The 23,826-nt window shown below is 67.7% G+C and carries 23 protein-coding genes and 1 tRNA gene; 18 read left to right on the plus strand and 6 right to left on the minus strand.

Features of this window, described 5'->3' with window-relative positions; translation table 11 throughout:
- Positions 1–158 precede the first annotated feature (158 nt).
- Genes ACSFA5_RS05575 through ACSFA5_RS05590 form a run of 4 tightly spaced genes read left to right on the plus strand, consistent with a single transcriptional unit; the run spans position 159 to position 3,882 of the window.
- A complete protein-coding gene (locus ACSFA5_RS05575; RefSeq protein ID WP_435443043.1) occupies positions 159–1,088 on the plus strand; it encodes a branched-chain amino acid ABC transporter permease in 930 nt (309 codons plus the stop codon).
- A 10-nt stretch (positions 1,089–1,098) separates the two neighbouring features.
- Complete coding sequence (locus tag ACSFA5_RS05580; protein ID WP_435443044.1) at positions 1,099–2,307, plus strand: branched-chain amino acid ABC transporter permease; 1,209 nt, start codon at positions 1,099–1,101, stop codon at positions 2,305–2,307.
- A 17-nt stretch (positions 2,308–2,324) separates the two neighbouring features.
- Complete coding sequence (locus ACSFA5_RS05585; RefSeq protein WP_435443045.1) at positions 2,325–3,104, plus strand: ABC transporter ATP-binding protein; 780 nt, start codon at positions 2,325–2,327, stop codon at positions 3,102–3,104.
- 16 nt (positions 3,105–3,120) lie between these two features.
- Complete coding sequence (locus tag ACSFA5_RS05590; protein ID WP_435444061.1) at positions 3,121–3,882, plus strand: ABC transporter ATP-binding protein; 762 nt, start codon at positions 3,121–3,123, stop codon at positions 3,880–3,882.
- Positions 3,883–3,991: 109 nt separating this feature from the next.
- Here ACSFA5_RS05590 and ACSFA5_RS05595 read toward each other — a convergent pair whose 3' ends face one another.
- The gene (locus tag ACSFA5_RS05595) at positions 3,992–4,969 is read right to left on the minus strand and encodes a Bug family tripartite tricarboxylate transporter substrate binding protein (RefSeq protein WP_435443046.1); all 978 of its coding nucleotides are present in this window, start codon (positions 4,967–4,969) and stop codon (positions 3,992–3,994) included.
- 28 nt (positions 4,970–4,997) lie between these two features.
- Positions 4,998–6,062, minus strand: a complete 1,065-nt coding sequence (locus tag ACSFA5_RS05600) for a CDP-6-deoxy-delta-3,4-glucoseen reductase (RefSeq protein ID WP_435443047.1) — start codon at positions 6,060–6,062, stop codon at positions 4,998–5,000.
- A 54-nt stretch (positions 6,063–6,116) separates the two neighbouring features.
- Here ACSFA5_RS05600 and ACSFA5_RS05605 point away from each other — a divergent pair, with 54 nt between their 5' ends.
- The gene (locus tag ACSFA5_RS05605) at positions 6,117–7,049 is read left to right on the plus strand and encodes an NAD-dependent epimerase/dehydratase family protein (protein WP_435443048.1); all 933 of its coding nucleotides are present in this window, start codon (positions 6,117–6,119) and stop codon (positions 7,047–7,049) included.
- A 15-nt stretch (positions 7,050–7,064) separates the two neighbouring features.
- On the opposite strand, the gene ACSFA5_RS05610 is transcribed toward ACSFA5_RS05605, so the two are convergent.
- Positions 7,065–7,149, minus strand: a tRNA-Leu gene (locus ACSFA5_RS05610).
- 42 nt (positions 7,150–7,191) lie between these two features.
- On the opposite strand from ACSFA5_RS05610, the gene cysM reads away from it, so the two are divergent.
- From cysM to ACSFA5_RS05625, 3 genes are read left to right on the plus strand one after another with little or no spacing between them, the layout of a single operon-like run.
- A complete protein-coding gene (gene cysM, locus ACSFA5_RS05615) occupies positions 7,192–8,094 on the plus strand; it encodes a cysteine synthase CysM (protein ID WP_435443049.1) in 903 nt (300 codons plus the stop codon).
- 60 nt (positions 8,095–8,154) lie between these two features.
- Complete coding sequence (locus ACSFA5_RS05620) at positions 8,155–8,730, plus strand: NUDIX domain-containing protein (protein WP_435443050.1); 576 nt, start codon at positions 8,155–8,157, stop codon at positions 8,728–8,730.
- Entirely contained in the window at positions 8,720–8,953 is a 234-nt protein-coding gene (locus ACSFA5_RS05625) for a sulfurtransferase TusA family protein (RefSeq protein ID WP_435443051.1), read from the plus strand. The genes ACSFA5_RS05620 and ACSFA5_RS05625 overlap by 11 nt, the downstream gene beginning before the upstream one ends.
- Before the next feature lie 87 nt (positions 8,954–9,040).
- Here ACSFA5_RS05625 and galU read toward each other — a convergent pair whose 3' ends face one another.
- Both galU and ACSFA5_RS05635 read right to left on the minus strand, forming a co-directional pair.
- Positions 9,041–9,931 carry a UTP--glucose-1-phosphate uridylyltransferase GalU gene (gene galU / locus ACSFA5_RS05630; RefSeq protein ID WP_435443052.1) on the minus strand — a complete coding sequence of 297 codons (891 nt, stop codon included), beginning with the start codon at positions 9,929–9,931 and terminating at the stop codon, positions 9,041–9,043.
- A 102-nt stretch (positions 9,932–10,033) separates the two neighbouring features.
- A complete protein-coding gene (locus ACSFA5_RS05635) occupies positions 10,034–12,913 on the minus strand; it encodes a valine--tRNA ligase (RefSeq protein WP_435443053.1) in 2,880 nt (959 codons plus the stop codon).
- A 105-nt stretch (positions 12,914–13,018) separates the two neighbouring features.
- On the opposite strand from ACSFA5_RS05635, the gene yaaA reads away from it, so the two are divergent.
- The 10 genes from yaaA to ACSFA5_RS05685 all read left to right on the plus strand — a co-directional run bounded on the left by yaaA (position 13,019) and on the right by ACSFA5_RS05685 (position 22,494).
- Positions 13,019–13,801, plus strand: a complete 783-nt coding sequence (yaaA, locus tag ACSFA5_RS05640; RefSeq protein WP_435443054.1) for a peroxide stress protein YaaA — start codon at positions 13,019–13,021, stop codon at positions 13,799–13,801.
- Entirely contained in the window at positions 13,801–14,643 is an 843-nt protein-coding gene (locus ACSFA5_RS05645) for a 2OG-Fe(II) oxygenase (RefSeq protein WP_435443055.1), read from the plus strand. The genes yaaA and ACSFA5_RS05645 overlap by 1 nt, the downstream gene beginning before the upstream one ends.
- Positions 14,644–14,663: 20 nt before the next feature.
- Positions 14,664–15,566 (plus strand): alpha/beta fold hydrolase, encoded by a 903-nt coding sequence (locus ACSFA5_RS05650; protein WP_435443056.1) that lies wholly within the window; start codon positions 14,664–14,666, stop codon positions 15,564–15,566.
- Positions 15,563–16,444: an NADPH-dependent 7-cyano-7-deazaguanine reductase QueF gene (gene queF, locus ACSFA5_RS05655; RefSeq protein ID WP_435443057.1), complete on the plus strand. Its 882-nt coding sequence runs from the start codon at positions 15,563–15,565 to the stop codon at positions 16,442–16,444. The genes ACSFA5_RS05650 and queF overlap by 4 nt, the downstream gene beginning before the upstream one ends.
- Positions 16,445–16,568: 124 nt before the next feature.
- Entirely contained in the window at positions 16,569–17,474 is a 906-nt protein-coding gene (locus ACSFA5_RS05660) for an SDR family NAD(P)-dependent oxidoreductase (protein WP_435443058.1), read from the plus strand.
- Positions 17,475–17,575: 101 nt separating this feature from the next.
- A complete protein-coding gene (locus ACSFA5_RS05665; protein WP_435443059.1) occupies positions 17,576–18,466 on the plus strand; it encodes a LysR family transcriptional regulator in 891 nt (296 codons plus the stop codon).
- Positions 18,467–18,479: 13 nt separating this feature from the next.
- Positions 18,480–19,367 carry a LysR family transcriptional regulator gene (locus ACSFA5_RS05670; protein WP_435443060.1) on the plus strand — a complete coding sequence of 296 codons (888 nt, stop codon included), beginning with the start codon at positions 18,480–18,482 and terminating at the stop codon, positions 19,365–19,367.
- A gap of 100 nt (positions 19,368–19,467) precedes the next feature.
- Complete coding sequence (locus ACSFA5_RS05675; RefSeq protein WP_435443061.1) at positions 19,468–20,622, plus strand: mandelate racemase/muconate lactonizing enzyme family protein; 1,155 nt, start codon at positions 19,468–19,470, stop codon at positions 20,620–20,622.
- Positions 20,623–20,705: 83 nt separating this feature from the next.
- Entirely contained in the window at positions 20,706–21,722 is a 1,017-nt protein-coding gene (locus tag ACSFA5_RS05680; protein WP_435443062.1) for a Bug family tripartite tricarboxylate transporter substrate binding protein, read from the plus strand.
- Positions 21,723–21,747: 25 nt separating this feature from the next.
- The gene (locus tag ACSFA5_RS05685) at positions 21,748–22,494 is read left to right on the plus strand and encodes an arylmalonate decarboxylase (protein ID WP_435443063.1); all 747 of its coding nucleotides are present in this window, start codon (positions 21,748–21,750) and stop codon (positions 22,492–22,494) included.
- Here the strand turns inward: ACSFA5_RS05685 and ACSFA5_RS05690 are convergent.
- On the minus strand, positions 22,463–23,824 hold the full coding sequence (locus ACSFA5_RS05690; protein ID WP_435443064.1) for an MmgE/PrpD family protein: 1,362 nt from the start codon (positions 23,822–23,824) through the stop codon (positions 22,463–22,465). The genes ACSFA5_RS05685 and ACSFA5_RS05690 overlap by 32 nt on opposite strands.
- Positions 23,825–23,826 lie beyond the last annotated feature (2 nt).

Here is a 23,826-nt window from a genome sequence, read left to right on the forward strand (position 1 = left end):
GCACCAATTCAGCGCTGGTGCGTGCTTACAATCCCGCCCACAAATCCGCCAGCGACACATGTTGGCTGGTTTTTTGCTTGTCATGCCAAGGGCGCCAAACCGGTGCCTCGGTGGGTGAATGGCACCCCGCATCGGTGCAACACATAGGGAATCGCGTTATGGAAATATTGCTGCAGCAGATCATCAACGGTCTGGTACTGGGCAGCATGTATGCCTTGATAGCCTTGGGCTACACCATGGTGTACGGCATCATCAATCTGATCAACTTTGCACACGGAGAGGTATTGATGGTGGGGGCTCTGACGAGCTGGACCATCATCGGGCTCATGCAGGACGCGATGCCCGGTACGCCCGGCTGGCTGATCCTCCTCATTTCCCTGGTCATTGCCTGCATCGTCGCAGCAACCCTGAATTTCGTGATCGAGAAGGTGGCCTACCGGCCGCTGCGCAACAGCCCCAAGCTCGCGCCGCTCATCACCGCCATCGGCATGTCGATCCTGCTGCAGACGCTGGCCATGATCATCTGGAAGCCGACCAACAAGGCTTATCCGAACCTGCTGCCCACCGACCCGATCCACGTGGCCGGCGCGGTCATCTCTCCCACGCAGGTCATGATCCTGAGCGTCACGGCGTTCTCGCTCGTGGTGCTCATGTGGCTGGTCAACTACACCAAGCTTGGCCGCGCGATGCGCGCCACCGCCGAGAACCCGCGCGTGGCGGCCCTCATGGGCATCCGCCCCGACATGGTCATCTCGGCCACTTTCATCATCGGCGCCGTGCTCGCGGCCATCGCCGGTGTGATGTACGCGTCGAACTACGGCATCGCGCAACATGCGATGGGCTTCCTGCCCGGCCTCAAGGCCTTCACGGCGGCCGTGTTCGGCGGCATCGGCAACCTGGCCGGCGCGGTGGTCGGCGGCATCCTGCTGGGCCTCATCGAGGCCATCGGCTCCGGCTACATCGGCACCCTCACGGGCGGTGTGCTGGGCAGCAACTACAGCGACATCTTCGCGTTCATCGTGCTGATCGTCATGCTCACCCTGCGACCGTCCGGCCTGCTCGGCGAACGCGTGGCGGACCGTGCGTAAGGAGCGAACCATGAAGAACAGCAAGAACCTCGCTCTCTACGTCGCCGGCATCATCGCCGTGCTGGCACTGCCCCTGCTGCTGCAGATGCAGGGCAACGCCTGGGTGCGCATTGCCGACATCGCACTGCTCTACGTGCTGCTGGCCCTGGGCCTGAACATCGTGGTCGGCTACGCCGGCCTGCTCGACCTGGGCTACGTGGCCTTCTTCGCGGTGGGGGCCTACCTCTACGCGTTGATGGGCTCGTCGCACCTGACCGAGACCTTCCCCTGGTTCGCCCAGATGTTCCCGAACGGCCTGCACACCTCGCTGCTGATCGTGATTCCGCTGGCGCTGGTGGTGGCCGGATGTCTGGGCGTGCTGCTGGGTGCGCCCACGCTCAAGCTGCGTGGCGACTACCTCGCCATCGTGACGCTGGGCTTCGGCGAAATCATCCGCGTGTTCCTGAACAACCTGGACCAGCCGGTGAACATCACCAACGGTCCGAAGGGCATCACGGCCATCGACTCCATCAAGTTCTGGGGCCTGGACCTGGGCAAGGCATGGAAGTTCGACGGCTTCACCGTCTCGTCGGTGTCGCTGTACTACTACCTGTTCCTGGCGCTGGTGGTTGCCACGGTGATCATTTCGCACCGCCTGCAGATCTCGCGCATCGGGCGCGCCTGGATGGCCATTCGCGAAGACGAGATCGCCGCCAAGGCCATGGGCATCAACACCCGCAACATGAAGCTGCTCGCATTCGGCATGGGCGCGAGCTTCGGCGGTGTGTCGGGCGCCATGTTCGCGGCCTTCCAGGGCTTCGTGTCGCCCGAGTCCTTCAGCCTGATGGAGTCCGTGATGATCGTGGCCATGGTCGTGCTCGGCGGCATCGGCCACCTGCCCGGCGTCATTCTGGGCGCGGTGCTGCTGGCGGCACTGCCCGAGGTGCTGCGCTACGTGGCCGGCCCGCTGCAGTCGCTCACGGGCGGGCGCCTCGACGCGTCGATCCTGCGCCAGCTCTTCATTGCGCTGGCCATGATCATCATCATGCTGGTGCGCCCGCGCGGGCTGTGGCCGTCGCCGGAGCACGGCAAGACGCTGACGAAGAAGGGCGGCGTGCCCGTCGACCCGGCCCATGCGGCCGTGGCCCCGGGCTCGCTGCAGACGCATGCGCCGGGCATCGACTCGCCCGCCGACCAGTTGCCCGGCGGTGCCGAGCGTCCCATGTCGATCAATCCGTGAGCCGAGGACAAAAAGACATGACGACAAACACCGACACCATCCTCGACGTGCGCGGCATCTCCAAGCGCTTCGGCGGCTTGCAGGCGCTCTCGGACGTGGGCATCACCATCAAGCGCGGCCAGGTCTACGGGCTGATCGGCCCCAACGGCGCGGGCAAGACCACGTTCTTCAACGTCATCACCGGCCTGTACACACCCGACAGCGGCAGCTTCGAGCTCGCGGGCAAGCCCTACCAGCCGACGGCCGTGCACGAAGTGGCCAAGGCCGGCATTGCGCGCACCTTCCAGAACATCCGCCTCTTCGCCGAAATGACGGCGCTGGAGAACGTGATGGTCGGGCGCCACATCCGCACCAGTTCGGGCGTGTTCGGCGCCATGCTGCGCACCCGCAGCTTCAAGGCCGAAGAGAAGGCGATTGCCGACCGCGCACACGAACTGCTCGACTACGTGGGCATCGGCAAGTTCGCCGACTACAAGGCGCGCACGCTGAGCTACGGCGACCAGCGCCGACTGGAAATTGCACGCGCCCTGGCCACCGACCCGCAGCTCATCGCGCTGGACGAGCCGGCCGCCGGCATGAACTCCACCGAGAAGGTAGCGCTGCGCGAGCTGATCGACCGCATCCGGCGCGACAACCGCACCATCCTGATCATCGAACACGACGTCAAGCTCATCATGGGCCTGTGCGACCGCGTCACCGTGCTGGACTACGGCAAGCAGATTGCCGAGGGAACGCCGGCCGACGTGCAGAAGAACGAGAAGGTGATCGAGGCTTACCTCGGCACCGGAGGCCACTGACATGAGCACCGCAACCATGAGCGAACAAGAAACCGTGTCCACCGCCGCCCAGGCCAAGGCCGCCGGCAAGACGCTGCTGAAAGTCAGCGGCCTGAAGGTGGGCTACGGCGGCATCCAGGCCGTGAAGGGCGTCGACTTCGAAGTGCGCGAGGGCGAACTGGTCTCGCTGATCGGCTCCAACGGCGCCGGCAAGACCACTACCATGAAGGCCATCACCGGCACGCTGCCCGCAGGCGCGGGCACCATCGAATTCCTGGGCCGCAGCATCAAGGGCCGCGGCGCCTGGGACCTGGTGGGCGAGGGCCTGGTGATGGTGCCGGAAGGCCGCGGCGTGTTCACGCGCATGACCATCACCGAGAACCTGCAGATCGGTGCCTACATCCGCAAGGACAAGGCCGAGATCGCCAGCGACATGGAGCGCGTGTTCGTCACCTTCCCGCGCCTGCGCGAGCGCAAGGACCAGCTGGCCGGCACCATGTCGGGCGGCGAGCAGCAGATGCTGGCCATGGGCCGCGCGCTGATGGCGCGCCCCAAGGTGCTGCTGCTGGACGAGCCCACCATGGGCCTGTCGCCCATCATGTGCGACAAGATCTTCGAGGTGGTGCAGACCGTGGCCTCGCAGGGCGTGACCATCCTGCTGGTGGAGCAGAACGCCAACCGCGCGCTGCAGCTGGCCGACCGAGGCTATGTGATGGAGTCGGGCCTCATCACCATGAACGGCGAGGCCAAGGCCCTGCTGAGCGACCCGCGCGTGCGGGCCGCCTACCTGGGCGAATAGCCGCCGGATTTCATTCCAGAAATACCGCGGAACCGGCTTTGCCGGGCCGCAGGTATTGCCCCCTGCAAGGGGGGAGGAGAAGCGACACGAAGTGCGCGAAGCCTGGGGGTCAGTCCACTTTCGCGCCGGTCGCCTTGACGACCGCTTCGTACTTGGAGAGCTCGCTCTTCATGAACGCACCGAACTGCTCCGGCGAGCTGGCCACCGGCTCGGCCAGCAGCCCGGCGAAGCGGGTCTTCGTTTCCGGCGCGTTCAGCGCCGCCACGAAGGCCTGGTTCAGCTTCATGACCACGTCGTGCGGCGTGCCGGCCGGCGCCACCAGGCCCCACCACGTATCGATAGAGAAGCCCTTGAGCGTGTCCGCGATGGGCGGCACGTCGGGCAGCGAGCTGCTGCGCTGCAGCGTCGTCACCGCAATCGCCTTGAGCTTGCCCGAACGGATGTTCGGCGCGGCGGTGGCGAGGTTGTCGAAGTTGAAGTCGACCTGGCCCGAAATCAGCGCCAGCTGCGCCGGGCTGCCGCCGTTGTACGGAATGTGCAGCGCGAAGATGCCGGCTTCCTTCTTGAACAGCTCGCCCGCCAGGTGGCCGGCACTGCCGTTTCCGCCGCTGCCGTAGTTGAGCTTGGCGGGGTTGGCCTTGGCGTAGCGGATCAGGTCGGCCACGGTGTTGATGTTCAGGCGCCTGGCCGTGTCGGCGTTCATCACCAGCACGTTGGGCACGCGCACCATCTGCGTGATGGGCGCGAAGTCGGTCGCGGCGTTGAACGGAATCTTGCTGTACAGCCAGGGGTTCACCGCGTTGGTGGCGGTGGCCGCAATGCCGATCGTGAGGCCGTCGGCGGGCGCCTTGGCCACGATGTCGGCGCCGATGTTGCCGCCCGCGCCGGGCTTGTTGTCGATGATGACCGGGCCCAGCGTGTCCTTCACGCGTTCGGCCAGCATGCGCGCCGTGTTGTCGATGGGGCCGCCCGCGGCGTACGGAACCACGAGGCGGATGGGGCGCTGTTGCTGGGCCATCGACGGGGCCGCGCCCGTCAGGGCCGTGGCGCTGGCGAGCAGCGTAAGAAAGAAATGTCTCGTCTTCATTGTTCTAGGGGTGAGGGTCTCGGAAAATTCAGGGAACGGCCTTGTCGGCCTCCGTGGTGAAGGCGTCGGCAAAGAACTCTTCTTCAGGCAGGCCGGCCAGCGCCACGTAGTCTCGCTTGGCCGAGTCGACAACGATGGGCGCACCGCAGGCATACACCTGGTGACCCGACAGGTCCGCAAAGTCTTCGAGCACGGCCTGGTGGACGAAGCCCGTGCGCCCGGTCCAGTTGTCGTCGGGCGTGGCGTTGGAAACGACGGGCACGTAGCGCAGGTGGGGCATCTGCGCCATCTGCTCGTGCACCCAGGCGTCCATGTACAGGTCCTCGGGCCGGCGGCCGCCCCAGTAGAGCGTGGCGGGCCGCACGCTGGCCTTGAACTTCAGATGTTCCAGCAGCGCCTTGATGGGTGCGAAGCCGGTGCCGGAGGCCAGCAGGACCATCGGCTTGCTGGAGTCGTCGCGCAGGAAGAAGCTGCCGAACGGGCCCTCGATGCGAAGGATTTCCTTTTCCTTCATGGTGCCGAACACATGGTCGGTGAACTTGCCCCCCGGCAGGTGCCGCAGGTGCAGTTCGATGCCCGTGCCGGGCTCGCCCAGCGTGTGCGGCGCGTTGGCCATCGAGTAGCTGCGGCGCGTGCCGTCGCGCAGGATGAACTCCACGTACTGGCCCGCATGGAACTGCAGCGGCTCGCCGGCGGGCAGTTGCAGGCGCACCATCATCACGTCGTGCGACAGGCGGGAGAGCGCCTGCACCCGCACCGGCATCTTGCGGATCGGCATCGCCCCGGCCTCGGTGACCTGGCGCGATTCGAGCACCACGTCGCTCGTGGCATGGGCGCAGCAGGTCAGCACGAAGCCGGCGAGCTGCTCCTCGGCGCTCAGGGCCTTGCTCTGGTGCGGTCCGAGCGTGACCTCGCCCGAGAGCTTCCTGCACTTGCAGGAGCCGCAGGCGCCGTCCTTGCAGCCGTAGGGCAGGCCGATGCCCTGGCGAATGCCGGCTGCGAGGATGGTCTCGTCCCCGTGCACGACAAAATGCCGCCCGCTGGGTTCGACAGTGATCGAAAAGCCCGCGTCGAGCGGCGCTGTAGCAGTCATCGGTATTCTTCGGCTTGTTTCAGCCTGTGTCTGAAAGGGAAAGGGAACAGGATTTTGCCTTCAATCAATAGCCCCTCCGGCGCACTGCCGGCGCGGTTCCGGCGCGAGCGCCTCCTGATCGTCGGTTGCGGGGACGTCGGCCAGCGCGTGGCGCGCGACCTGCGAGGCCGTGTGCAGCTGGTGGCGCTCACGTCGTCGGCCGACCGGGTGGGCGCCCTGCGCGCGGCCGGTATCCGCCCCCTGGTGGGCAATCTGGACGATGCCGCTACCCTGCGCCGGCTGGCGGGCATCGCCACGCGCGTGCTCCACCTGGCGCCGCCCGCCCGTGACGGCGGCAAGGAATGGTGGCGCGACCATCGCACCACGGCGCTGGCGCGCGCATTGCGCCTGCGCTCGGTGCCATCGGCCTTCGTCTACGGATCGACCAGCGGCGTCTATGGCGACTGCGACGGCGCAGGGGTGAGCGAAGCCCGTGCCGTGCGGCCCGATACCCCGCGCGCCCACCGCCGCGTGGACGCCGAGCGCGCCGTGCGCTGGCTGGGCCGCAGCGCGGGCGTGCGTGCCAGCATCCTGCGCATTCCGGGCATCTACGCCCCCGACCGCGACAACGGCACGCCCCGCGCGCGCCTGCTGCGCGGCACGCCGGTGCTGCGGCGCGAGGACGATGTGTTCACCAACCACATCCACGCCGACGACCTGGCGCGCGCCTGCGTGGCGGCGCTGTTTCGCGGCAAGCCGCAGCGCATCGTGCATGCGTCGGACGACACCGAGCTGCGCATGGGCGACTACATCGATCTGGCCGCCGACCTGTACGGCCTGCCGCGCCCGCCCCGCGTGGCGCGCGGCGAGGCCGAACGGCAGTTGCCGGTGCAGCTGTTGAGTTTCATGGCTGAGTCGCGCCTGCTGGACAACACGCGGCTGAAGCGCGAATTGCGGGTGCGGCTGGTGTATCCGACGGTGCACAGCGGCCTGCGCGGAGCAGCCTGACTGCGGATCAAAGTGTGGTGCCCGGGGCCGGAATCGAACCGGCACACCTTTCGGTGGGGGATTTTGAGTCCCCTGCGTCTACCAATTTCACCACCCGGGCAGGGTACTGAACCAAGCCCAAAATTATGGCACAGTGACCGACATGAATTATCCGACGATCGAAGATGCCATCGGCAAGACGCCCCTGGTGGCCCTGCAACGCATCCACGCGGCAGAAAACGCCAGGCGCGGCAACGTGATTCTCGGCAAGCTGGAGGGCAACAATCCGGCGGGTTCGGTGAAAGACCGTCCGGCCCTCTCGATGATCAAGCGTGCCGAAGAGCGCGGCGAAATCAAGCCCGGCGACACGCTGATCGAAGCCACCTCCGGCAACACCGGCATCGCCCTGGCCATGGCCGCGGCCATCAAGGGCTACCGCATGGTGCTGATCATGCCGGAGGACCTCTCCGTCGAACGCGCCCAGACCATGAAGGCCTTCGGCGCCGAACTCGTGCTCACGCCCAAGAGCGGCGGCATGGAATACGCGCGCGACCTGGCCGAGCAGATGGTGGGGCAGGGCAAGGGCCGCGTGCTCGACCAGTTCGCCAACCCCGACAACCCCCGCATCCACTACGAGACCACCGGCCCCGAGATCTGGGCCGACACCAAGGGCAAGGTCACGCACTTCGTGAGCGCCATGGGCACCACCGGCACCATCACCGGCGTGTCGCGTTTCCTGAAAGAGAAGAACCCGGCGGTGCGCATCGTCGGCGCGCAGCCGGCCGAAGGCTCGCGCATTCCGGGCATCCGCAAGTGGCCGGCCGAGTACATGCCGAAGATCTTCGACCCGAGCCGGGTCGACCAGGAAATCAGCGTGACCCAGGACGACGCCGAGGAAATGTGCCGGCGCCTGGCGCGCGAAGAGGGCATCTTCGGCGGCATCTCGGCAGCCGGCGCCCTATGGGCCGCGCTCGAGGTGTCGAAGACGGTAGAGAACGCCACCATCGTGTTCGTGGTGTGCGACCGCGGCGACCGCTACCTCTCCACCGGCGTCTTCCCGGCATAAACCGACAACCCGCTGCCCCGCCCCGGGGCATGCGCCGCCATAAAAAGAAAAGAGACCCCCATGCCCCATCCCAAGTTCTGCCAGGTCTGCGCCACGCCGCTCGAATGGATCGCGTTGATGGAAGACGGCGGCCCCAAGGAGCGCCTGCGCTGCCCCAACTGCGGCCACACGCACTGGAACAATCCCACGCCGGTGCTCGCGGCCATCGTCGAGTACCGCGGCCAGGTGCTGCTGGCGCGCAATGCGGCGTGGCCGGGCCAGATGTTCGCGCTCATCACCGGTTTCATGGAAGCCGGCGAGACGCCCGAGGAGGGCATCGCCCGCGAGGTGAAGGAAGAGACCAACCTCGACGTCAGCGCCACCAAGCTGGTCGGCGCCTACGACTTCCAGCGCATGAACCAGATCATCATCGCGTACCACGTGGTGGCCGACGGCGAGGTGAAGCTCTCGCCCGAACTGGTCGACTACCGGCTGTACGACCTGCCCGACCTGAAGTGCTGGCCCGCCGGCACCGGCTACGCGCTGGCCGACTGGCTGCGCACGCGCGGGCACGAGCCGGTGTTCTTTACCGCCGCGGAAAACGAAGAACGCCGCCGCGGACTGGCGCTGCCGCCGGAGCCTGGCAATGCAAGCTGAAGTCGATCGCGAGCTCGACACGCGGGGCCTGAACTGCCCGCTGCCCATCCTCAAGGCGAAGAAGTCGCTCAACGACATGGCGAGCGGCCAGCTGCTCAAGGTGGTGTCCACCGACCCCGGCTCGATCCGCGACTTCCAGGCCTTCGCGCGCCAGACGGGCAACGAACTGGTGGAGCAGGAGACGGTGGGGAGCGACTTCATTCATGTGCTGAAGAGGCGCTGAAGGCAAGCCTAAAGAGGTTGGAGGCCGTTGGCCCCCATCCCGGCCTTCCCCCGGAAGGGGAAGGAGAAAGACAAAAGACCGAAGCGCTTACAGCTTCAGGTTCTTGAGGTATTCGCGGAACTCCGCGCCCACCTCGGGGTGTGCCAGCGCCAGTTCTACGGACGCCTGCAGGAAGCCTTCCTTGCTGCCGCAGTCATAGCGGATGCCCTTGTAGGAATAGGCGTAGACCGATTCCTTCTTCATCAGCGCCGCGATGCCGTCGGTCAGCTGGATCTCGCCGCCCGCGCCCTTGGGCTGGTTGCGGATTTCGGCGAACACGCCCGGCGTGAGGATGTAGCGGCCCGCCACGCCCAGGCGCGAGGGCGCGTCTTCGGGCTTCGGCTTCTCGACCATGTGGGTGACCTTGACCAGGCCGTCCTCGATGGCGTCGCCCGCCACGATGCCGTAGCGCTTCACGTGTTCCAGCGGCACCTCCTGCACCGCCAGCAGCGAAGCGCCCAGGCGGTCGAAGGCGGCGGTCATCTGGGCCAGCACCGGTTGGCCGCCCACGGGGCCGACCATCAGGTCGTCCGCCAGCAGCACGGCGAAGGGCTCGTCGCCCACCAGGTGTTCGGCGCAGAGCACCGCGTGGCCCAGGCCCAGCATGCGCGGCTGGCGCACGTAGGAGCAGGTCATGTCGTCGGGCATGACCGAGCGCGCGATGTTCAGCAGGGCGGTCTTGCCGCTGGCCTCGAGCTGGCTTTCCAGCTCGTAGGCGGTGTCGTAGTGGTCTTCGATGGCGCGCTTGTTGCGGCCGGTCACGAAGATCATGTCGCGGATGCCCGCGGCGTAGGCCTCTTCCACGGCGTACTGGATCAGCGGCTTGTCGACCACCGGCAGCATTTCCTTGGGCTGTGCCTTGGTGGCGGGCAGAAAGCGGGTGCCGAAGCCCGCCACGGGAAATACAGCCTTGCGGATACGTGTCGATGGTGTGGACATGGGCAGGTTCGGCTCAGTTCGTTGGAAGATGTAAATCAGTGTGCTGGAACGGCAAGCAATTGCCGAACCAGCATCCTAAACGCCCGCGATTTCGCCCGTCTGTCAGCCGAGGCGCCCAAGCTGGTCGCGCAGGCGTTCCAGCGTGGCGCTGAAGTCGGCCAGCCGCTTGCGCTCCTGGTCGATCACCGCCGGCGGGGCCTTGGCCACGAAGGCCTCGTTGCCCAGCTTGCCGTGCACCTTGGCAATTTCGCCCTCGATGCGCGCAATTTCCTTGCCGATGCGGACCTTCTCGGCCGCCTTGTCGATCTCCATGTGCAGGCACAGGCGCGTTGCGCCCACCACTGCCACAGGCGCCGCTTCGGCGGCCGCCTGCCACGAGGCCTCGTCGTCGAAAACCTTCACTTCTTTCAGCTTGGCCAGCGCCTGCAGCACCGGCGCCGATTCGCGCAGGAACGCCGCGCCCTCGGCGTCGTCGGCCACCGCATACAGCGGCAGGCGGGTCGCGGGCGACACGCTCATCTCGCCGCGCAGCGTGCGGCAGGCGTCCACCAGCGCCTTCAGCCGCGCCACATGGGCTTCGGCCGCTTCGTCGATCTTCTCCGGCTGGCTCTGCGGATAGGCCGCCACCATGACCGATTCGCCTTCGCGGCCCGCCACCTTCGACACCTTCTGCCACAGCGCTTCCGTGATGAACGGAATCACCGGGTGCGCCAGGCGCAGCAGCGTTTCGAGCGTGCGGATCAGCGTGCGGCGCGTGGCGCGCTTCTGCGCATCGGTGCCGGTCTGGATCTGCACCTTGGCAATTTCCAGGTACCAGTCGCAGAACTCGTCCCACGCGAACTGGTAGATCGCGTTGGCCACGTTGTCCAGGCGGTATTCCTCGAAGCCCTTGGCCACTTCGGCCTCCACGCGCTGCAGCTGCGACACGATCCAGAAGTCGGCGCGGCTGAACTTCAGGTAGCCGTGGGCCGGGCCGCCGACCTTGCAGTCTTCCTTCGTGTGCTCCAGCAGGCCGCAGTCCTGGCCTTCGCAGTTCATCAGCACGAAGCGCGTGGCGTTCCACAGCTTGTTGCAGAAGTTGCGGTAGCCCTCGCAGCGTTTCGAGTCGAAGTTGATGCTGCGCCCGAGCGACGCGAGCGAGGCGAAGGTGAAGCGCAGCGCATCCGCTCCGAAGGCCGGAATGCCCTCCGGAAATTCCTTCTGCGTGTTCTTGCGCACCGCAGGCGCCGTTTCGGGCTTGCGCAGGCCCTGCGTGCGCTTGTCGAGCAGCTCGGGCAGCTGGATGCCGTCGATCAAATCGACCGGGTCCAGCACGTTGCCTTCGGACTTGCTCATCTTCTTGCCCTGAGCGTCGCGCACCAGGCCGTGGATGTACACGTCCTTGAAAGGCACCTGACCGGTGAAGTGCTTGGTCATCATGATCATCCGGGCGACCCAGAAGAAGATGATGTCGTAGCCCGTCACGAGCACGGTCGAGGGCAGGTACAGGTCGAGGTCCTGCGTTTTTTCGGGCCAGCCCAGCGACGAGAAAGGCACCAGCGCCGCGGAGTACCAGGTGTCCAGCACGTCCTCGTCGCGCCGCAGCGTCTTGCCGGGCGCCTTGGCCTGGGCCTCGGCCTCGGTCTCGGCCACGTACACCTTGCCGTCTTCGTCGTACCAGGCGGGAATCTGGTGGCCCCACCACAGCTGGCGCGAGATCGTCCAGTCCTGGATGTTCTCCATCCAGTGGTTGTAGGTGTTGACCCAGTTCTCGGGCACGAATCGCACCTCGCCCGACTTCACCACGTCGATGGCCTTCTGCGCGATCGACTGGCCGTCGGCGCCCGGGCGCGTCATGGCCACGTACCACTGGTCGGTGAGCATCGGCTCCACGATGGCGCCCGAGCGCGCGCAGCGCGGCACCATCAGCTTGTGCTTCTTCACCTCGACCAGCAGGCCCAGGGCGTCGAGGTCGGCCACGATGGCCTTGCGCGCCACGAAGCGGTCCATGCCGCGGTATTTTTCGGGCGCGTTGTCGTTGACGGTCGCGTCCAGCGTCAGCACGCCGATCACTTCGAGCTTGTGGCGCTGGCCGACGGCGTAGTCGTTGTAGTCGTGGGCCGGCGTGACCTTGACGACACCGGTGCCGAACTCCTTGTCGACGTAGTCGTCCGCAATGATGGGAATGAGCTTGTCCACCAGCGGCAGGCGCACGCGCTGGCCGACCAGGTGCTTGTAGCGCTCGTCTTCGGGGTGGACCATCACGGCCGTGTCGCCGAGCATGGTCTCGGGCCGGGTGGTGGCCACGGTCAGCGTGCCGCTGCCGTCTTCCAGCGGGTAGGCGATGTGCCAGAGCGAGCCGTCTTCTTCTTCGCTTTCGACTTCGAGGTCGCTCACCGAGGTCTTCAGCACCGGGTCCCAGTTGCCCAGGCGCTTGCCGCGGTAGATCAGGCCTTCTTCGTAGAGCTTCACGAAGGTGTGCGTCACGACCTTCGACAGGTCGTCGTCCATCGTGAAGTACTCGCGGCTCCAGTCCACCGTGTCGCCCATGCGGCGCATCTGCTCGGTGATGGTGTTGCCCGACTTCTCTTTCCATTCCCACACGCGCGCCACGAAGTTCTTGCGGCCCAGGTCGTGGCGGCTGACCTTCTGCTCCTGCAGTTGGCGTTCCACCACGATCTGCGTGGCGATGCCGGCGTGGTCGGTGCCCGGCACCCACAGCGTGTTGTCGCCCTTCATGCGGTGGTAGCGCGCCAGGCTGTCCATGATCGTCTGGTTGAACGCATGGCCCATGTGCAGCGTGCCCGTCACATTCGGGGGCGGCAACTGGATGGCAAACGCGTCGGCGCCGTCCTTGGGTTGCTGCGTGCCGCGAAAGCCCGCCTTGGCATAGCCGCGCTTTTCCCATTCCGGGCCCCAGTGCGCCTCGATGGCGGCGGGTTCGAACGATTTCGACAGGCTGTCGAGGCCGGGTTGGGCAAGGGGAGTGGTGGGTTCGCTCATGGGGAATGCAGAACGGCAGCCTCGGGGCGCCATTGGTGACAGGGTGGGATTGCCGCGATTTTACCGGCGTGGCCCGGCGTCACTTCGGCCACTCATAATTCCGGGATGCTCTTCCTGCTCTCCCCTGCAAAGTCGCTCGACTACGACACCCCGGTCCCCGCCGACATCCCCGCCACCCAGCCCCATTTCGAGTCCGCTCGCGGCCCCTCGGTCGAGCTGATCAAGCTGCTGCGCGAGAAGTCGCCCCAGCAGATCGCCGAGCTCATGCACCTGTCGGACAAGCTCTCCGCCCTGAACGTGGCGCGGTACGAGTCCTGGGCCAGCAAGAGCACCGGCAAGAACGCCCGACAGGCGGCCTTCGCCTTCGACGGCGATGTCTACGGCGGCCTCGACGCCCGCACGCTCACCCCGGCGCAGCTGGCCTGGGCGCAGGACCATATCGGCATCCTCAGCGGCTTGTACGGCCTGCTGCGCCCGCTCGACCTGCTGCAGCCCTACCGCCTCGAAATGGGCACCCAGCTGGCCAACCGCCACGGCAAGGACCTGTACGCCTTCTGGGGCGCGCGCATCGCCGAGCACCTGAACGAGCGCCTGGCGGCCGACCGCACGCCCGTTGTCATCAACGTCGCCTCGCAGGAGTACTTCAAGTCGGTCGACAAGAAGGTGCTCAAGGCCCGTGTGGTCGAATGCGTCTTCGAGGAATGGAAGGGCGACAAGTACAAGATCGTGAGCTTCTTCGCCAAGCGCGCCCGCGGCCTGCTGGCCCGCTGGGCCGTGCTGCACAAGGCGGCCACGCCCAAGGCGCTGGAAAAGTTCGACCTCGAGGGTTATGGTTTCGACGCGCAGGTGTCGACCGCCGAAAGGCTGGTGTTCAGGAGGAAAGTCTGATGTCGCAAGCGATCAGTCCGGAACTGCGCGAATGGCTGGTGGCCCAGCTCGCGGCCGGGCACTCGGTGCCGGCGCTGCGTGTGTCCATGCATGCGGCCGGCTGGCAGGACGGCGCCGTCGACGCGGCGCTGGCCCAGCTCGAAGCCGGCTTCCCCGACGTGCAGGCCGCGCTGGCACCCGTGCGCACCGAAATGCCCGGCCCCGACCTCGACGGCGCGCCGCTCTACCTCGACGCGGGTGACCGCCGCGTGCAGGTGCTGCAGACCCTGCGGCATCCGCGGGTGGTGGTGTTCGGCAACCTGCTGTCGGGCGAGGAGTGCGAAACGCTGATCGCCGCCGCGCGCGTGCGCCTGGCGCGCTCGCTCACCGTGGAGACCCGCACCGGCGGCGAGGTGCTCAACGTGGACCGCACCAGCGAGGGCATGTTCTTCGAGCGCGGCGAGAACGAGATCGTCGCGCGCCTGGAGCAGCGCATCGCCATGCTGCTGCGCTGGCCGCTCGAATACGGCGAAGGCCTGCAGATCCTGCGCTACGCCCCCGGCGCGCAGTACCGCCCGCACTACGACTACTTCGACCCCGGCGAGCCCGGCACGCCGACCATCCTGAAGCGCGGCGGCCAGCGCGTCGCCACGCTCGTCATGTACCTGCAGGAGCCCGAGGGCGGCGGCGCTACCACCTTCCCCGACGTGGGCCTCGAAGTGGCGCCCGTGCGCGGCACCGGCGTGTTCTTCAGCTACGACCGGCCCGACCCCGTCACCCGCACCCTGCACGGCGGCGCGCCGGTGCTGGCGGGCGAGAAGTGGGTCGCCACCAAGTGGCTGCGCGAGCGCGAATTCAAATAGACCCAGCACACAGGAGCCCGATGAAAGTCACCGCCAACGGACTGCAGATCGAAGTCGACGACACCGGAGGCGAGGGCCGCCCCGTCGTCCTGCTGATCATGGGCCTGGGCATGCAGCTGGTGGCGTGGCCCACGGGCTTCGTGCAGCAGCTGGTGGACGCGGGCTTTCGCGTGGTGCGCCACGACAACCGCGACATCGGCCTGAGCCAGGGCTTCGACCATGCGGGCACCGGCAACGTGGTGTGGCAGACCATCCGCCATCGCCTCGGCCTGAAGGTGCGCTCGGCCTACACGCTGCAGGACATGACGCTCGACTCGCTCGGCGTGCTCGATGCGCTGGGCATCGCCAGGGCCCACATCGTCGGCGCCTCGATGGGCGGCATGATCGCCCAGCGCCTGGCCGCCACCGCGCCGCAGCGCACGGCCAGCCTGGTGAGCATCATGAGTTCCAGCGGCGCGCGCGGCCTGCCCGGCCCGCGCCGCGAAGTGGCCACCATGCTCATGCGCCGCCCGCTGGGCCGCAGCGAACCCGAGCTGGTGGCGCACAGCATCCGGCTGCTGCGGCTCATCCAGAGCCCGGCCTACCCGCAGACCGACGAAGAGCTGGCCGAGCGCCTGACCTTCAGCATGCGCCGCTCCTACCACCCGGCCGGCCTGATGCGCCAGATGCTGGCCATCGGCGCCGACGACGAGCGCCCGCAGGTGCTGCCGCGCATCCAGTCGCCCACGCTGGTGCTGCATGGCGACGCCGACGCGCTCGTGCCCATCGCCTGCGGCGAAGACAGCGCCAGGCGCATTCCGGGCGCGCAATTCGTCGCCGTTCCCGGCATGGGCCACGACCTGCCGCCCGAGGTGTGCACCATCCTCGCCAACCACATCGCCCCGTTCGCCCATGCCGCGGACGCCAAGGACAAAGCCCCATGAGCCTCGACAACCCGCACGACCCGCACAACCCGAACACCCCCGAGCAATCGCAGCTGGGCCGCGCCTCGGCCTACGCCGACCGCTACGACCCCACGCTGCTGTTCCCCATCGCGCGCGCCACGCAGCGCGAGGCCATGGGCATCCACGCGGGCGCCTTGCCCTTCTTCGGCGCCGACCTCTGGACCGCCTTCGAAGTGAGCTGGCTCAACCTGCGCGGCAAGCCGCAGCTGGCCATCGCGCACTTCACCGTCCCGTGCGAGACGCCCAACATCATCGAGAGCAAGAGCTTCAAGCTCTACCTCAACAGCTTCAACAACAGCCAGTTCGCCAGCGTCGACGCGGTGCGCGAGCACCTGCGCACCGACCTGGCCGAAGCCGCATGGCGCGGCAGCGACCGTTCGGGCGGCATCGGCGTGACGCTGCTGGCGCCCGACATGTTCGACCGCGAACCGGTGCACGAGCTCGACGGCCTGGACCTCGACCGCCTGGACATCGAGTGCACCCACTACCAGCCCGCACCCGAACTGCTCACGAGCGACACCACGCACGTGCACGTGAACGAAACCCTCACCAGCCGGCTGCTCAAGAGCAACTGCCTGGTCACCGGCCAGCCCGACTGGGGCAGCGTGCAGATCCGCTACAGCGGCCCGCCCATCGACCAGGCCGGGCTGCTGGCGTACATCGTGAGCTTTCGCAACCACAACGAGTTTCACGAGCCCTGCGCCGAGCGCATGTTCACGGACATCTGGAGCCGCTGCAAGCCGACCAAGCTCGCGGTGTATGCGCGCTACACGCGGCGCGGCGGGCTGGACATCAATCCGTTGCGCACGAGCTGGCCGCAGGCGCTGCCGGCCAACATCCGCACCGCGCGGCAGTAGTCGAGAAAAAACGGGCCGCCACCGAAGCCCCTCTTCGCAAACTGCAAACCTGCTCCCGCCCCGCCTGTGGCATTCTGAAATTCAGCCGCGAACCCGCGGCCGAACATCCGGAGCAGAGACAAAAATGGTTGAAGACAAAGTGGTCGTCGTCACCGGCGCGGGCGGCGGTATCGGGCGCGACATCGCGCTCGCCATGGCGGCCCACGGCGCGAAGGTGGTGGTCAACGACATCGGCGCCGCGCTCGACGGCGAAGGCGGCAGCGCAGGCCCCGCGCAGCAGGTGGTCGACGAGATTCGCGCGGCAGGCGGCCAGGCCGTGCCCAACACCGACAGCGTGGCCGACCCGGCCAGCGCCGCGCACATCGTGCAGTGCGCGCTCGACAGCTTCGGGCGCATCGACGCGGTGATCAACAACGCCGGCATCCTGCGCGACCGCTTCTTCCACAAGATGTCGGTCGACGAATGGGACGCGGTGCTCAAGGTGCACCTGTACGGCGCCTACTACGTAAGCCGCGCGGCGGCAACGCATTTCAAGGAGCAGAACGCGGGCGCGATGGTGCACATGACCTCGACCTCGGGGCTCATCGGCAACTTCGGGCAGGCCAACTATTCGGCGGCCAAGCTGGGCATCGTGGCGCTGTCGAAGTCGATCGCGCTGGACATGCTCAAGTTCAACGTGCGCTCCAACTGCATCGCGCCCTTCGCCTGGAGCCGCATGATCGGCGCGATTCCCACCGACACCGAGGAGCAGCGCGTGCGCGTGGACAAGATCAAGCAGATGACGCCGGCCAAGGTGGCGCCCCTTGCCGTGTACCTGGCGAGCGATGCGGCGAATGCGGTCAACGGGCAGATCTTCTCGGTGCGCAACAACGAGATCTCGCTCATCAGCCAGCCGCGCCCGGTGCGCTCCGTGCACCGCTCCGAGGGCTGGACGCCGCAGAGCATCGCCGAGCACGCCATGCCTGCGATGCGCGCCAGCTTCTTTCCGCTGGACCGCTCGGCCGACGTGTTCAGCTGGGACCCGGTGTGAACGCATCCGGGGACTAACCCGGTGACGCGCGCGCAGACGGCCGCGCGCAGCCCCGTTCGCCGGACAATGCACGCTCCCTTCCTTCCTCGTACCCGCACCCGGTGAACCTGCATTTCGACCTGTTCGACCTGAAACTGTTCGTCTACGTGGCGGACGCGCGCAGCCTCACGCGCGGCGCCGAGAAGGCCTGCATCTCGCTGGCCGCCGCCTCCACCCGCATCAAGCAGATGGAAGAAGCCGTGGGCGGCAAGCTGCTGCACCGCAGCGCCCAGGGCGTGAGCCTCACGGCCGGGGGGCAGGCGGTGCTGTACCACGCCAAGCGCGTGATGCAGCAGATGGAGCACCTGCGCTGCGACATGCAGGACTTCGGCAAGGGCATCAAGGGTCATGTGCGCGTGTTCGCCAACACCACCTCCATCACCGAGTACCTGCCGCGCAAGCTCGCGGGCTTTCTCACGCAGCACCCGGCCGTGCAGGTCGACCTGCGCGAGTACCTGAGCGAGGAAATCGTGCGCGCCGTGGCCGACGGCGAGGCCGACATCGGCATCCTGGCCGGCGATGTGCACACCGGCGACTTCGACGCGCGCGCCTTCGGCAGCAACCAGCTGGTGCTGGTCGTGCCCACCGCGCACCACCTGGCGGGCGCGAGCGCCGTGGCCTTCGCCGACACGCTCGACGAGCAGCACGTGGGCCTGCACCACGGCAGCGCCATCCACCGTTTTTTGCAGCGCCGCGCCGAGCTGGCGGGCCGGGGCTTCAACCCGCGCATCCAGGTCAGCAGCTTCGAGGCCATCTGCCTGATGATCGAAGCGGGCGTGGGCGTCGGCGTGCTGCCGGCGTCTTCGGCGCAGCGGCTGTCGATGGCGATGCGCATCGCCACCGTGTCGCTCAGCGACACCTGGGCCGAGCGCGAGCTGAAGCTCATCGCGCGCAACCGCGAGCAGTTGCCGGCGTCCGCGCGCGAGCTGTTCGACCACCTCGTCGCGCCCTGAAGGCGCACGCCCCATGTCCGCCGACCTGAAGTCGCTGCGCCTGTTCGTCACCGTGGCCGACCACGGCAGCATCAGCGAAGGTGCCAAGCGCTGCCACATCGCGCTGGCGGCCGCCAGCAGGCGCATCTCCGACCTCGAGGCCCGCGCGCGGCTGCCGCTGCTGGTGCGCCATGCGCGCGGCGTCACGCTGACCTCGGCGGGGCACGGCCTGCTGCTGCATGCGCGCGCCGTGCTTTCGGCCATGGACCGGCTCGGCGCCGAGTTCGACGACTTCCAGAACGGCGTGGCGGGCGTGGTCAGCATCACGGCCAACGCCTCGACCATCGCGCAGTTCCTGCCCGCGCAGATCGGCTCCTTCCTGCGCCTGCACCCGGTGCTGAAGATCGACCTGCAGGAGCGCGCCAGCACCGAGGTGGTGAAGGCCGTGCAGGCGGGCCTGGCCGACATCGGCGTGATCGAGGGCCACACCCAGGTCGACGGCCTCGAATGCCTGCCCTACCGCACCGACGAACTGGCCGTGGTCATCGCGCGCGACCACCCGCTGGCCCGGCGCAAGCGCATCGGTGTGGAAGAAGTGCTGGGCTACGACCATATCGTGGTGCGCGAAGGCACCGCGCTGCACCGCGTGCTGCTGGCCGCCGCGCTGGAGGCGCAGGTGCCGCTGAAGGTGCGCATGCAGGTGTGCAGCTTCGACATGGTCTGCCGCATGGTGGAGCAGGGCATCGGCATCGGCGTGCTGCCCTATGCGGCCATCCTGCCGCAGTTGCAGATCCTGAAGCTGCGCTGCCTGAAGCTCGACGCACCCTGGGCGCTGCGCCGCCACCTGCTGTGCGTGCGCAGGCAGCAGGAGCTGACCGTGGCCGCGCGCTCCGTGCTGGCGCATCTCGGCAAGCCCGACTGAGCGCGAGCCTTCGCGCCGCGCGAAGGCTCGAACTCGCCAAAAACGAATTGTTCTCCCGCAGCCCGCGCGCAAAGATGCGTGCCAACCGAAGGAGACCGCCTTGAAGATCGTTCGCGTCAGCGCCACGCCGCTGAACATCCCCGTCACCATCGACGTGCTCGGCCTGAACAAGCAGACCTCGCTGTCGCTGTGCCTGACCGAGATCGAGACCGACACCGGCCTTGTCGGCCACGGCATGACCGCCATCACCGAGGAAGAAATCATTGCCGCCGCCGTGCGCGAGGTGGCCGGCCCCGCGCTGATCGGCGAAGACCCGATGGCCACCGAGCGGCTGTGGGACAAGCTCTACTGGCTGCTCTCCCCGCGCGGCCAGACCGGCTATGCGAGCCACACCATCGCCGCGCTCGACATCGCCCTGTGGGACCTGAAGGCCAAGGCGCTCGGCCAGCCGCTGTGGCGCCTGCTGGGCGGCGCGCGCGCCAAGGTGCCGGTGTACGCCACCTTCGGCTTCGGCTTCTTCGAGCGCGACCAGCTCGCGGCCGCCGCGAAGCTGTGGGTGTCGCAAGGCTTCCAGCGCCTGAAGATGACGGTGGGCAACCACGCATTGGCGCGCCGCGACGAACCGCGCCCGCTCGACGAGGTCATTGCCGAAGACGTGCGCCGCGTGGCCGCCGTGCGCGACGCAGTGGGCCCCGACGTGAAGCTGTACGTCGACGCCAACTGCGGCCTCGACCTGTTCCACGCCACCGAGCTCGCGCGGCGCATCGAGCCCTACGGCATCGCCTTCTTCGAGGAGCCGCTCACGCAGAACGACGTGCGCCAGATGGCCCAGCTGCGCGCGCGCACCCGCATTCCGCTGGCCTGCGGCCAGAACGAGGGCCTGGCCTACCGCTTTCGCGACCTGCTGGTGAACCAGGCGGCCGACGTGCTGCAGCCCAACGTGACCATCTCGGGCGGCTACTCGCAGTGCCTGAAGATCGCCGGCATGGCGCAGGCCTTCAACGTGCCCATCGACAACGGTGGCGCCTGGCCCTTCCACAACATGCACCTGCACGCGGGCGTGTCGAACGGCGGGCTGGTCGAGTACCACTACGTGGCGGTGCAGATGCTCAAGCAGATCTTCGACGGCCTGCCGGTGCCCGACCAGGGCTGGCTCACGCTGCCCGAAGCGCCGGGCCTGGGCTTCGCACCCAACGCAGAGCGCGTGCGCGAGCTCGCCAGGCTGCCGACCTCGCACGGCAAGGGCAAGGCCTGAGCCGCAAGGCAAGACGTTTCCCCGCTTCCTTCACGACCAGGCCGCGCAGACGGGCCGCCGCCACCCGACCCCACGGAGACAAGATGAACGACAGACACCAAGCGACCCGGCCGCCGCGCCGGCAGGCCCTTCGCACAGCGACGGCACTGGCCTTGGCCACCACCGTCTCCATGCTCGCCATGCCCATGGCCTGGGCCCAGAAGTACCCCGACAAGCCCATTCGCCTGGTGGTCGGCTACTCGGCCGGCGGCGGCGTCGATGCGGTGGCGCGCCTGCTGGGCGTGCGCCTGTCGGCCGCGCTGGGCCAGCAGGTGCTGGTGGAAAACCGCACCGGCGCCACCGGCCTCATCGCGGCCGAGTTCGTCGCCAAGGCCCCGCCCGACGGCTACACGCTGATGATGGGCGACAGCGCCTTGCTCATCGCCAAGTTGCTGCAGCCGAAGATGGGCATCGATCCGCTGACCAGCTTCAGGCCGGTGGCGGGCGCGTTCATCTCGCCGCTGATGATCGTCACGGGCAACGACTTTCCCGCGAAGACGCCGGCCGAGCTGGTCAAGGAGATCAAGGCGCATCCGTCGCGCTATGCGTACGCCACCTCGGGCGTGGGCACGGTGCAGCACCTGGGTTTCGAGATGCTCAAGCAGGCCACCGGCAGCACGGTGGTGCACGTGCCGTACCGCGGCGCCGCGCAGATCGTGCCCGACGTGATCGGCGGGCAGATTCCCATCGGCGTGGTGAGCGCCACGGCAGGTATGGCGCAGGCCAAGGCGGGCAAGCTGCGCGCGCTGGCGTTGATGAACACCGCCAGGCTGGAAGGTGTGGAAAGCGTGCCGCCGCTGGCCGACGCGCTGCCCGGTTTCGACGTGGCGCCGCGCATCTTCGTGCTTGCACCTGCGGGCACGCCCAACGACGTGGTCGACAGGCTCTCGGCTGCGGTGAAGTCGGTGCTCGATGCGCCGGAGGCGGGGACTGCGGCGGCCACGCTGGGCACGTTGAGGGCGTATGCCACGCCTGGTGAGCTCGGGAAAGAAATGGCGGCAGAGACTTTGCGGTGGAAAAAGATCATCTCCGATCAGCGCATCGTGGTTGAGGGGAACTGAGACAACTCAATCTGGAGCCATTGAAATGACGACACCGCATCTGGGCCTCATCGTGCCCCCGGCAGCCGGCGCAGTGCCCGTGGACGGCCCGCTGCTCTACGGCGATCGCATTCGCTTCAGCGCGCTGAGCCTGGGCCTTGGAGAAATATCGACGCGCGGCTATCTCGACGTGATCGACACCGTGGTCGAGAAAGCCGTAGCGCTCAAGAACGAGGGCGTGAGCGCGGTTTCGCTCATGGGGACATCGCTGAGCTTCTTTCGCGGCGTGGCGTTCAACCGGCAGCTCGAACTCGAAATGTCGCGCGCCACCGGGTTGCCCTGCACCACCATGAGCAACGCCATCGTCGGCGCGCTGCGCCAGCTGAAGGTGCGGCGCGTGGCGGTCGCCACGGCCTACATCGACGAGGTCAACGTCCACCTGCGCAAGTACCTCGAACAGAGCGACTTCGAGCCGCTCGCGCTCGAAGGCCTCTCCATCTCCGATGTGCAGGCCGTCGGCCGGGTGCCGACACAGGTGCTGGTCGACCTGTGCGTGAAGGTGTTCGAGGCACAGCCCGGCGCCGACGGCATCCTGATTTCGTGCGGCGGACTCGTCACCCTCGATGCGGTGCGCGAAGTCGAGGCGCAATTGCAGGTGCCCGTGGTGTCCAGCTCGCCGGCCGGCTTCTGGGACCTGGTGAGCACCGCGGGGCTCGATGCGCGCTCGCCGGGGCAGGGCCGGCTGTTCGCCTGGAGTCCGTTCAGGACAGCCAGCGGCCTACGCGCGGCGTAGCTTCGAGCTGCCACACACGCTCGCAGAGGGCCTTCGCCTCTTCGGCCGTGGCGCCTTCGCCGTAGTGCGCGAGGCGCTGCATCTTGTCCTCGATCTCCGAGCGGCTCAGGCTGTTGCCCGGGTCGCCCTTGGGTTCGTCCACACGGCCTTGCAGCGTGCGACCGTCGGCGGTCTGTACGCTGACCTTGCCGATCCAGCGCGCGGGGTAGGCGGTGTCGACCTCGTCGTCGAGCGCCATCGACACCTTGTCGCGGAAGGCCGAGACCTCGGGCGCGAGAAAGTCGCGGTCGAACTCGCCCAGGCCCGCGCGGCCGTGCACCGCGATCAGCCCCAGCACCGTGCCCATGGAGAACTTGCCCTGGTGCACCGTCGTCGGCACCGTCACGCGGCCCAGCACGTCGATGGCGCCCTGGTGCACGTGCGTGGTCACGCGCGACACGTCGGCGGGCCGTAGCCTGTGCTGCGTCATCACCTGCAGCAGCGCGTCGGCGGCGGGATGCGTGTGGCGGCACGAGGCGTGGTACTTGAACGAGGTTTCGGCCAGCGTCCAGCGCGTGCCGAGGCCGTCGGTGAGCCTGGCCGGGTCTGCATCGCTCGACATGCCCACGCCCAGGCCCTGCGCGCCTTCGAGGATCTTCGCCGCGCCGGTGAAGCCGTCCTGCGCCAGGTAGGCCGACATCAGCCCGCTGGTGGCCGCATGCGCGCAATGCAGTTGCTTGGAATCCGCCGCGTCGCGCAGGAACTCCCACACGCCGGCCGACTGCGTGCCGGCCGAGCCGAAGGCGTGCAGCATCTGCTGCGGCGTGAGATCGAGCAGGCGGCCCACTGCGGCGGCGGCCGCGAGCGTGCCCGCTGTCGCTGTCGTGTGAAAGGTCTTGTAGTGCGAGCGGCCGAGGAATTCGCCGACGCGAATGCCGACCTCGTAGCCCGTGACCACCGCCGTCAGCAATTGCGCGCCGCTCGCGCCGATGCTCTGCGCCACCGCGAGCGCGGGCGCAATGACGACGGCGGCGGGATGGAACACCGAGCCGTTGTGCACATCGTCCTGCTCCACGAAATGCGACGCCGCGGCATTGACCATCGCGGCGAACAGCGACGAGCTGGTGCGGCGCGAGGTCAGTATTTCACTCGGTCCGTCGGCCGGGCCCATCAGCTGCGCGAAGCGCTCGATGCTGCGAATCGGCCGCGCCGTGCGGGCCGCGAGCACCGAGCCCAGCCAGTCGAGCATCAGGTCTTCGGCGCGGCGCAGCACGGGCGCGGGAATGTCGGCGAACTGCAGTTCGGCCGCGAAGGTGGCGAGCACCTTGCTCGGATGATCGACGGGGTTCATGG

This window comes from Variovorax monticola (assembly GCF_051216855.1).
GTDB lineage: Bacteria > Pseudomonadota > Gammaproteobacteria > Burkholderiales > Burkholderiaceae_C > Variovorax.